The 6,714-nt window shown below is 56.5% G+C and carries 7 protein-coding genes; all 7 read right to left on the reverse strand.

The features are described from left to right. Positions 1 to 108: 108 nt before the first annotated feature. Positions 109 to 1,596, reverse strand: coding sequence for a methyl-accepting chemotaxis protein (locus ACTTKG_RS08075; RefSeq protein ID WP_442673709.1), 1,488 nt, complete (start codon positions 1,594 to 1,596; stop codon positions 109 to 111). A 205-nt stretch (positions 1,597 to 1,801) separates the two neighbouring features. Continuing rightward, on the reverse strand, positions 1,802 to 2,659 hold the full coding sequence (locus ACTTKG_RS08080) for a hypothetical protein (protein WP_442673710.1): 858 nt from the start codon (positions 2,657 to 2,659) through the stop codon (positions 1,802 to 1,804). After that, positions 2,649 to 3,035, reverse strand: coding sequence for a response regulator (locus tag ACTTKG_RS08085; protein WP_442673711.1), 387 nt, complete (start codon positions 3,033 to 3,035; stop codon positions 2,649 to 2,651). The genes ACTTKG_RS08080 and ACTTKG_RS08085 overlap by 11 nt, the downstream gene beginning before the upstream one ends. Positions 3,036 to 3,367: 332 nt before the next feature. Continuing rightward, positions 3,368 to 4,561, reverse strand: a complete 1,194-nt coding sequence (locus ACTTKG_RS08090; RefSeq protein ID WP_442673712.1) for a phosphopentomutase — start codon at positions 4,559 to 4,561, stop codon at positions 3,368 to 3,370. Then, positions 4,558 to 5,091 (reverse strand): GNAT family N-acetyltransferase, encoded by a 534-nt coding sequence (locus ACTTKG_RS08095; protein WP_442673713.1) that lies wholly within the window; start codon positions 5,089 to 5,091, stop codon positions 4,558 to 4,560. The genes ACTTKG_RS08090 and ACTTKG_RS08095 overlap by 4 nt, the downstream gene beginning before the upstream one ends. A gap of 21 nt (positions 5,092 to 5,112) precedes the next feature. Beyond that, complete coding sequence (locus ACTTKG_RS08100; RefSeq protein WP_442673714.1) at positions 5,113 to 6,015, reverse strand: transposase; 903 nt, start codon at positions 6,013 to 6,015, stop codon at positions 5,113 to 5,115. 54 nt (positions 6,016 to 6,069) lie between these two features. After that, a partial coding sequence (locus tag ACTTKG_RS08105) for a haloacid dehalogenase (protein ID WP_442673715.1) occupies positions 6,070 to 6,714 on the reverse strand: 645 nt, incomplete at its 5' end.

Consider the following 6,714-nt stretch of genomic DNA (forward strand, 5'->3'; position numbering starts at 1 on the left):
AACTGAACAGTTTCCAAAATGGAACTTTTTGCGTCAATTTATTTTACAACTTCCCCCTGCGGCGCCGAATCTCTTCCGGCGCCGCAGGGCGGCAAATCTGCAAGACAATCACATCTTTTTGGAAAGCTCCTCGATGCTGCTCGACATCGCCTTTGCTTCTTCCACGGCTGCGCTGATCTCCTTCATATTTGCGGCTTGACTTTCGAGAAGACCGTTGATCGACTTGATCTTCTCGCTGATGTTGCTCGACGCCTTTTCCATAGAGCCGAGCGCTTCGACGATCCTGCCTACCGCCTCTTGACTGCTGTCCGCGAGCTTTCGCACCTCTTCGGCGACGACGGAGAAACCTCGTCCTGCATCGCCTGCACGCGCCGCCTCAATGGATGCGTTGAGCGCAAGAAGGTTCGTCTGCTTCGAGATGTTCATGATGAGCTCCGTCATCTTCAGCGTATTCTCTGTCTGCTCGCGCGTATCCTCCGCAGCGGTCGTGATCTCTTCCTGTACGCCCGAAATTTCCGCCGTCCGCGCCGTCGTCTCGCTGACGCTCTTCGTGATGTCCTCGATCGAGGCGTACAGGGCATCCATCATCGTACCAAGCTCTTTGTAGAACTCTTCCTTGCTGTTCTTCAACAGCGTGATGTCCTCGATGGCGCCCGCGACCAAGACAGGCGCGCCGTCGGGCTTGCGGATCGTCTTGCCCACGGCATGAAACCAGCGATATTCGCCTGTCTTCGTTTTCAGGCGATACTCCAGATCGAACGGCGTCCTGCCGCTGTAGTCCATGATGTGCGACTGAAATGCCTGCAGGGTACGCGCCTTGTCCTCTTCATGCAGGCGATCCGACCACGAATTCAGTTTATTCGGGAAATCGGTCGTATCGGAAAAACCCAAGAGATGACGGAAGCGATCCGACCACCAAAACTCGTTGTTCGGATTCGTCGGATCGTCCCCGATCACGCGCATATTCCACGAGCCTTCCGACAAGATGCTGTCGATCGCCTCGTAGCGTTTCAGCGTGTAGTCGAGATATTCCTTATTTTTGATTTCCTCGTCGATATCGACAAATACGCCGATGATTTCTTCGGGATGACCGCTCTGGTTTCTGACCACGTTGCCCGAAGCATGGAACCACTTGTAACTGCCGTCATACACTTTCATGCGGTAGTTTACATCGTAGGGCGTATTGCCGCTCAAATCCTTGATGCACTGCGTAAAGGATGTAAGCGTGCCGTCCGTATCGTCCGGATGCAGGCGCGAACTCCAAGCCTCGACCGTATTCGGAAAGTCGTTTTCATCATGAAAACCGATCATGCGCCGAAATTCATCCGACCAGATCGCATAGGCGATGCTGAAATCCGCATTGATCTTCATATACCAAACGCCCGAATGGACCGCCGCATTGATCGTACGGATGCGGAACTTCTGATAGTCGATCTCCTCATTCACCCGGTCGATCAGTTCATTGACCGCGACCGCCCAAGGTTCACTCCCGTTCACCTTCGCAAAAAATTGATTCTTCTCGTGCTTCTGTGCAATCGCGCGAATCGCAGCCGCCAAGTTTTGGCCACCGTTCGGGGCGGCCACAGCCTTTTTCATGCCAAACATTAAAATCTCCTTCCAACATACAAACACGCACACCCATCTTAGAACGCGAGTAGTCCGTACGTCTCAGCCAAGTGCGTCTTCTTTCTCATCCTATTATAGGATATACCGCATAACTTCCATTGTCAATTCTTTATTGAAAGTATCTTTCATCCCCCAATCTGCACAAATCCAAACAACTTCCTTTCATCAGCTTCTCTTAGAGGAACTCATCCGCCGCCAAAATGAGCGCAAAAGCTCCTACAGGACTGTCGAGATGCAGACGCAGGAACTTGCTCGGGCTTGCTTTCGGATTCAGGGCGCACGCCGTCTTGGGAATCTCCAAGTCAAGCTCAAGACTGCGTTCGCCGAGGCGCACCGCAAAGAAGCCGTCCAAAACATTCAAAAACTCCGCGATGCTGTCGAGCGCGAGAGCATCCGGCACAGAAAAATCTTCGTGACTATAACGCCGTGCAAGCTCCAAGAACACATCGTCAGGCATCTCAAGACCCGCGACAATGGATACGCCGCCCGTGACCGCCTGCGAAACAACACAGCGCGACACAGACGCCGCAAAAGGCTCTGCCTGCGGGTCGATCACACAGGCGATCTTCATGAAGCGCTTGAAAGCAAGCATGGCGACGCCGACATATTCCGTATAAAGCGGCAGCTCTTCCACAAGCGCACCGCCGGCTGCACGCTCGACCGCTTCCGCCAGCGGATGTTCGCCCGCACGCATGAAGGCGCGAAAAAGACGCTCGATCTCACCATAGTCGAGCCGCCCGGCATCCAAGAGCGCCTGCGCAAAAAGGCATCCCTCGCCCGAGAGCGCCTCGCCAAGATTATACAGCTGGGATGCCGTCAAGATGCCCTCTTTTTCCGCAGACTCACGAAACGCCGCCCCCGAAAGCGTGCCGAGCGAAGTCAGTTCCGCCGCCGTCGCCACGCCATGAAAAAGCGCCTGTACAGGCACATCAACTTTCGAATGGAGCATCTTTTTGAGAAAGCCCCTCACCTCCGCCGCATCCAAGACACCGCGATTTAAGAGAAATTGTGGGAAAAGCAGATCATTGCTCATCCAGCCCCGCCTTTTTCCGAATACGCAAGATCGCATTCTTAATCTGCTCGGGCGTATATGGCTTCTGAATGAAGTCCAGCGCCCCGAGCTTCAAAGTCTCCATAAGCTTTTCCGGCGTACCTGCCGAGGACAGCATGATGACGGGAATCGTATCATCGACTTCCTTAATGACGCGAAGCGCCTCGATCCCATTGACCTCGGGCATTACGATATCCAAAATGACGCCATCGGGCCGATCTCCCAAGCTCTCGGCAATCGCTTCCTTGCCATTCTCCGTCTCTATGACCTCACAATCAAGCGCCTCCAACTCCTCACGCAGCTGCTTGCGCAGGAGCTTGGAATCATCTGAAATGAGGATCTTGCACTTTCTTGCCAATAAAAACGCCTCCTAACAAAGCGCCGCCGCACCCTTGGGCACGGAAAGCATTTCTCTACGATACCGTTCTCAATATCATTATAACATACTCTTCTCTTTTATGAGAACATTCGACGGCGAAGTTCTTGCGAAGTTTCTTCGTATCGTCGATTATCGGGATGCAGGCGCACAGGAATCCTATGCGGCTGTTCTCTGACGAATCCATCCTCCATCATACAGAAAAACGCCTCGAAACCAACGATTTCGAGGCGTTCGGGGTCTATGTACGCAAGACGTAAAGGGGTACATGCCGTGAAACTTGCTGCCATGACGCGAGCCTTCGCGTGCGGCGTTCAGCCTTCGGCAATCTCACGCCAGAAGCTCCGCCCTCTCGTCACAAGCTCCACGCCGAAGATCTCGGCGATCGTCGCGCCGACGTCGGCGAATGCGGAGCGCGTGCCGAGATCGCAGCCCTTCTGCACGGCGTCTCCATAAACAAGGAGCGGCACGTATTCGCGCGTGTGGTCGGTGCCGGGCGCACCGGGATCGCAGCCGTGATCGGCCGTGATCATGAGCGCGTCCGTCTCCTTCATCGCCGTGAGGAAATCGCCGAGCCATGCGTCGAACTCCATGACGGCACGTGCATATCCTGCCGTATCACGGCGATGACCGAAGACCATATCGAAGTCGACGAGATTGACGAAGGCGAGACCCGTGAAGTCCTCGCTGAGGAGCGATCTCGTCTTTTTCATGCCGTCGGCGTTGTCCTCGTTCGTGCCAAGGCTCTTCGTCAGACCTTTTCCTGCAAAGATGTCGGAGATCTTGCCGACGCCGATGGAGGCGAATCCCGCGTCCTTCAAGGCGTCGAGCACGGTCGCCGGCGGCTCAAGCGAGAAGTCGTGCCGTCCCGCCGTGCGCTCGTAGTTCGGATACTCGCCGATGAAGGGACGCGCGATGACCCTGCCGACGCCGTGCTTGCCGCACATGATGGCACGCGCCTTGCGGCACGCCTCGTAAAGCACCTCACGCGGCACGACGCCCTCGTGCGCCGCGAGCTGCAGCACGCTGTCCGCCGAGGTGTAGACGATGAGCGCGCCCGTCTCGATGTGCTCGCGCCCGTAGTCATGAATGACCTGCGTGCCCGAATACGGCTTGTTGCAGATGAGCTTTCTGCCGATGCTCGCCTCAAGCGCGGCGATGATCTCGGGCGGGAAGCCCGCAGGGTACGTCGGCATCGGATGCTCGCCGACGATGCCAGCCAGCTCCCAATGCCCCGTCGTCGTGTCCTTGCCGCGCGAACTTTCCCGCAGCCGCGCAAAAGCGCCGCGCGGCGCAGGCACGCGAAGCGCGGCTGCCTCCGCCGCGTCCTTGATGCCGTCGACGGAGAAGAGCCCGAGCGAGGCGAGGTGCGGCGCGGCGAAGCCGTCTGTGCGCACGAGGCTCAGCAGCGTATTGCACGCGCCGTCGCCAAAGTCGGCGGCATCGGGCGCCGCGCCGACGCCGAGACTGTCGAGCACGATGAGGAACACGCGCTTGATCTTTTTCAAAGTTCATCGCCCCTTTCCTTGCGTGCGAAGTATTCGCGGTCGAGAATGCCGAGAATTACGAGATTTTCGTAAACGCCGTCCGTCAAAATCGTCTCGCGGATCAACCCCTCGCGCACGAGGCCTTCCGACTCGTAGACATGCAGCGCACGGGCGTTGTAGTCCTTGCAGTCGAGCCAAGCGCGGTGGAACTTGAGATCGTCGAATGCCCACGACTTCAGGAGCTTGAGCGTTTCGTGCCCATAGCCCTCGCCCTTCTTGTCGAGGATGATGCGCGTCCACTCGATCTCCTTCGACGGATTGTTGAGCCCTGCGATCATCAGGAATCCGACCGGCTCCAAGGTATCTATGCGCTCGATGACGAGATGAATCGCGCCCTCGGTGTTGAGCGTCTGGCTATGCACCTCGCGCTCCCACGGAATGACGAATTTGCCGTTCTCGGGGCGAAATTCGACTTCGAGGATGTAGTCGAGATCCCTCTCCTCCGCCTGTCGAAACTGCAGGCGCGGACCCTTTTTCACAATGCCCTGCATACGATGCTCCTTTCTATCGCGTCAAAGCAGGCTGTGCATGCGACCAAGCTCCTGAATGCGCTCCACCGACATTTTCGACACCCGCGCGATGGTTTCCAGCGGCAGCTTCTCTCTCAGCATACCGAGAATGAACGCCGACTTTTCTTCCTCGCGGCCTTTTGCGAGGCCTTCCTCACGACCTTCCTCGCGGCCTCGTGCCATTCCTTGCTCAATGCCGTCCTCGCGGATGGCTTCTTCAAAATCTTTTTGATTCCACTCGAAATTGACCATGTCGATGACCTCGCTTTCATGTGATTCCAGAAAGTTTTTCATGATGTCGTTCTCACGGCAATAGCGCATGGCAGTTCGGATGGCGGTCGCTCGTTCCATCCCCTGAGCCATATTTTTCTTTACGCATGCCACGAAAAAACTGTAATCATGCAGCGCTCGGCTTTTTTGCAGCAGTTTCTTCCCGCTATCATAGGCAATATTATGACAAAGAACCGTCAACTCCAAAAAAACTTTTCCATCCTTTGTCATATAAGAATCGGAAAGATTCAGCAGATGGCTTTCCCGCGTATCGTTTTCGCCTAGATAAAAAACATGGAATTCCGGCGCAGGCAATTTTATCTTCACACTTTGATAGAGCTTTTTCGCTTCCACCAACGCGCGGAATTGTTCGCAGATATAATACAGGCAACGAAGCGCCATATTGGGATTCCAAGTGCTCTGATGCTCCAAAAGAATCAGATAGCAATCCTCGATCAAAAAGGATATGTCATTTTTCAACTGCGAGAGGAATGTACCTTCGAGGGTCATAATCTGAATCGTCTCATCCGCCGCATACATTCTTCCATGAAGCGCCCCTGCGACATCTCTCAGACGGTCGACGTCATTCATATATGCGCGGAACACCGTATCTTGATATTGGCGGCCTTTTGCCATGCGTGTGCTCCTTTCGCTACTCTTTCTTTATTATACCACAAGACGCCGCTTCTTTCAGTCAAGCTCCTGCAAGATCTCGCCGAGCAGCCATTCGGCGAATACGCCGCAGCCTTCGTGCCGTCGGATGTGCGCGGCGTCTTCCATCGCGAGCGTCTTGGCGGCGAAGGCGCGGTCGGCTGCGGCGAGGAGCGGCGCGTCAATCGCCGTGTCGCCGGCGGCGTAGACCTTGCGCGGCGAGAAGCGGCAGCGAAGCTCACGGAGCGCCGCGCCCTTCGTGAGCCTCTGCGGGAAGAAGTAGATCTTCCTGCCCGACGGCTCGACGCAAAGGCTCGTCTGCTTTTGGCACTCAGCCGCCATCGTCCGTGCGTCCACGCCGTCAGCGCAGTAGACGAAGAGATAGGCGTCGTCGACGATGCGGCAGCGGATGAACGCGGCATCGCCCAGATAGAGCGCGTGACAGCGCGCGATCTCCTCTCGCGCAGGGGCGATCAAAGCGTCATGCGCCTCGCGCCACGCGGCATCGACCTCGCCGCCGTGCAGGAGCACCGCGCCGTTCGTCGTCACGGCGTATTCGGGCGCTGTGCCTTCCGGCCACTCGATGCGCCGATACTGCTCAACGGAGCGCGTCGTCACGGGGATCAGCCGCACTTTTTGCGAGACTTCGCGCAGACGCTCGACGGCGAGCGGCGTCATGAAGCC

Source organism: Selenomonas sp. (assembly GCF_052169755.1).
In the GTDB taxonomy this organism is placed as follows: Bacteria; Bacillota; Negativicutes; order Selenomonadales; family Selenomonadaceae; genus Selenomonas.

What these genes read in the sequence shown, in the direction of transcription:
- ACTTKG_RS08075 (WP_442673709.1), bottom strand. Translation starts at nt 1,596, where the DNA reads ATGAAAAAGGCTGTGGCCGCCCCGAACGGTGGCCAAAACTTGGCGGCT.
- ACTTKG_RS08100 (WP_442673714.1), bottom strand. Translation starts at nt 6,015, where the DNA reads ATGGCAAAAGGCCGCCAATATCAAGATACGGTGTTCCGCGCATATATG.
- ACTTKG_RS08080 (WP_442673710.1), bottom strand. Translation starts at nt 2,659, where the DNA reads ATGAGCAATGATCTGCTTTTCCCACAATTTCTCTTAAATCGCGGTGTC.
- ACTTKG_RS08095 (WP_442673713.1), bottom strand. Translation starts at nt 5,091, where the DNA reads ATGCAGGGCATTGTGAAAAAGGGTCCGCGCCTGCAGTTTCGACAGGCG.